A 3315-nucleotide genomic window follows, 5' to 3' on the forward strand; every position below is an offset into this window, starting at 1 on the left:
GAAGATCGGCTCGACGAAGGCGCGCTCGACGCAGAGCGGCGCCGCGGCATCGACTGACCAGTCCTTGGCCTTGCCGGGGAACGGCACCACGCCGTGCTGGGCAACGAAGTTCTTGCGGTTGCCCGTGTCGAGATAGCTCTCGGAGAGCATGCCGTTGGCATGGATGATGCCGTGCTGGGCCAGCTCGACATGGTAATAGGTGTAGGTCTGGAAGGAGCGGTCATAGAAGATGCTCCGGCCATTGACCAGCATGCGGATCGGCACCAGCTTGCCTTCGAAGAAGAAGCTGTGCTCGGCCGTGACCAGCAGGTCCTGATAGGGCACGCCTTCGGCGATCGCATTCTTGAGGATGCGGACGGGATAGCCGCCGAAATCGAGCGGGCGATTAGGATTGCTCAGGACATGGCCCGAGCCGATCCAGGTGACCGGACGAAGTTCATTCTTGCCGTCGATGGAAACGAAGACGTCGTCGCCGACCTGGATATTCTCGATCGCGACTTCACCAACGGTCGTGCGGATCATCGTGCCGGCGAGGAAGCAGACAACGGCCTGGTCGGTGATAGTCAGAGTGTTGCCGCTGGAACCGACCGTCAGCGGGCCCGGATCGCCAGGCGTATAGGTTCCAGCCGTGAGGCTTGAGTCGGCCAGATTCGCAGTGGCAATGATATTCCCACCGGCATCTCGGACTGTGACGGTTTGCGGCCCTCCAGCGGGGCCGGTGACCGAGTAAGATGCGGGGGCGGCCGAGGTGTTCTCGAACGCGAGATGATTCAATCCATTGTTGGTCGCAAAGTGGTGGATGGTCGTGCTGGACAGATCGATCAGCGTACCACCACCATTAACCGTGAAAGTGCCACCGCCTGGGCCGTAGTAAATTCCCATGCCGTCTAGAATGCTGCTGAGGTTGTTGCCGTTGCTGAAGCTGCCACCGTCCGATAGACCGATGTTCGTTCCCGTCAGCGCACTCACATTTAGGCCATTTGCCAATGTAGCTGAGCCACCGGTGATATTCAAATTGGTATTGCCCAGAACACTGACGGCGGTCGAGATAGTGGCAGTACCACCAATATAAACTTGCGTGGTTCCAAGAAGGTTCGCCACCAAAACGACATTCGCGTTTACTGTCGGCGGCACAACATAGTTGGTTGTGCCTATGGCGTTAAGGAGTGTAAGTGTCGTGCCGTCGGTTTGCGCAATATTCCCGCCGGGAACATTACTTAAGACGGTACCGTCAAGGGCACCGCCCGAAATGTCAACATTTCTGAATCCCGTTATCGGCGCGGGATCGCCGACGGTATAGGTTACCCCACCGGTATTTGGACCGTAATCTGTAGGCATTCATTCCTCCTGCATCCGTCGGAATTCCGGCCCGTCCCCCACGGCCCCCGTACTTCCGATTAGGTATCATGTACACCTTTTGAAATAGCGCAGCAAGTTTGTTTTATCTAAACATAACTCGCGACTACCAACATGTCGACAGGCGATGCGCAAACCGCATTTCTTCGACCCTGTCAGCCGCCGCCTGCGACCGCTGTCTTGACTTGGCCGTAGATGTCGAGATCGGCCTCAAGCAGCACCTCGGTCTCGGGCAGCCTGCGCAGCCGTTCCGCCAAGGCCTGGACCGGCGGCAACAGGGGTGCGATCTGCACCGCGCCCTGCGGCATGCGCATGATCTGTTCGAGATCCTCGGCGAAGACATGCGGTCGTTCGCGAATGCCGACGACCCCGGCGCTGGCAAGATTGGCGAGTGCCGTCGCCACGGCGCCGCGCGGCAACAGGGCATCGATGGTAACGGACGTCGATATTGGCTCGTGCAGCGGAAGGGAACGGTGTACTGTGATGGGGCTTTTCAAAAGTGCCCCCTCGGACTTAGATGGCACCTCCGGTAGCTTGAGCAATCAGGGATGTTAAGCTCGATAGGAGTGGTTTTGAGGGCCGACATTGGCGAAATGGGTCTGGGTCTGGATTTCGGTGTAGATGGTGCCCTATTGGCGGTTTTGCCTCCCTTTTCCGTCATGCGGGCGCACTTGTCCTGTCGAGCCAGCACCATCGCTTCATGTTGTAGGCCATATTGGCCATGATGATCCTCGCCTCGGCCCTGATCTTGCCGATGGTGCGGATGAACAGGCCCATATGATCCTCCTGCTCGGCGAAGACATGCTCGACATGGGCCTCGCGATTGAGCTGCGCCTTGAGATGCAAGGGTAACGACTTGCCATCGCCTGTCCGCAGTTCCTCCAGGCATTCACGCCGATCTCGCCGGTTCGGCTCGTAGCCCCGAATGCCGACGCTGAAGAGCAGGCCTTTGATGCGGTTTGTATGCAGCGTTCGTTCCTTGACCAGCGCCTTGCGTTCCCTTCCGATCCGGCGGCGATCCTCCTCCTCGACCGCTGGCACGCGGACCATCGAGCACACCCTTGGTTCACCGCGCATCCAAGCCATCAGGGTGCGGACCAGCGTCTCACCGTCGATCCTGTCGGTCTTCGCCCGCCGATGCCGGCGCGACACCGCAATCGAAGCGGCGTCGACCACATGGCTGGTGATCCAGTCTTCCGACGCCAAGGCTCGATGGATCCAGAAGCCATCGAGCCCTGCTTCCTGAATAGCGATCACCGGATAGCGTTGACCTTCGCGGGCTTGTGCCTTGTCGCGCAGCGCATCCAGACACGCCAGAAGTGCTGGCATATCACCACCCGGTACCGAGTGCCGGGACATCTTCTCGCAGCCTGGCGATAGCGAGGTCACCAGCCATGACGATTTCGACAGCTCCAGCGAGACGAAAATTGCGCGAAGATCAACTCGGATGGCGGCAGGCTGCGAGATGGCTTCTGCTGACATGCCAAATCCTTCCACAGTGGTTGGTAGCAAACCGACTCTGATCTCCCTCAGGCCGCTATCCAACTCTCATCATGGGATCTTTTTTATGCCGACAGCGCAGTGGTGCGCCCGCACGATGGTGCTATCGATCATGTCGGCGGACCGCTCCCGACCCGCCATTTCGGCCAGAGTTTCGAGCATGGCGTCGAACACCCCCGTCTCGACCCAACGCCGATAGCGGCGGAAAACGCTGTTCCACTTGCCATATTCGTCCGGCAGGTGACGCCACTGCGAACCGGTGCGCGCCATCCACATCATGCCCTCGAAGAAGGGGCGGTTGTCACCCGCTGGTCGGCAACCGCGCCCCCGCTCCGATGGAAGAAGAGGGCCGATCAGCACCCATTCTTCATCCGACACCCCAATCCGCTCGCCCAAGCCTGCCTCCCAAAAAGCAGCCTTGAATCAACCAGGACTCACCCAGTCAAGCTTTGTCCACGA

General features: G+C 59.4%; 3 protein-coding genes and 1 pseudogene. All 4 read right to left on the reverse strand.

The window, feature by feature from the left end; genetic code table 11:
- Positions 1 to 1338: Hint domain-containing protein (locus ACTJKX_RS38015; RefSeq protein ID WP_440728485.1), on the reverse strand; the 1338-nt coding region annotated here is incomplete at its 3' end.
- 173 nt (positions 1339 to 1511) lie between these two features.
- Positions 1512 to 1853: a hypothetical protein gene (locus ACTJKX_RS38020; RefSeq protein ID WP_440728486.1), complete on the reverse strand. Its 342-nt coding sequence runs from the start codon at positions 1851 to 1853 to the stop codon at positions 1512 to 1514.
- Between the two features lie 283 nt (positions 1854 to 2136).
- Positions 2137 to 2838: pseudogene (locus ACTJKX_RS38025) on the reverse strand (IS110 family transposase); the annotation flags it as partial.
- 69 nt (positions 2839 to 2907) lie between these two features.
- Positions 2908 to 3252 carry an IS5 family transposase gene (locus ACTJKX_RS38030; protein WP_440727959.1) on the reverse strand — a complete coding sequence of 115 codons (345 nt, stop codon included), beginning with the start codon at positions 3250 to 3252 and terminating at the stop codon, positions 2908 to 2910.
- Positions 3253 to 3315 lie beyond the last annotated feature (63 nt).

Origin of the sequence: Labrys sp. 22185 (assembly GCF_052045555.1) — a bacterium.
Classification (GTDB): domain Bacteria; phylum Pseudomonadota; class Alphaproteobacteria; order Rhizobiales; family Labraceae; genus Labrys; species Labrys neptuniae.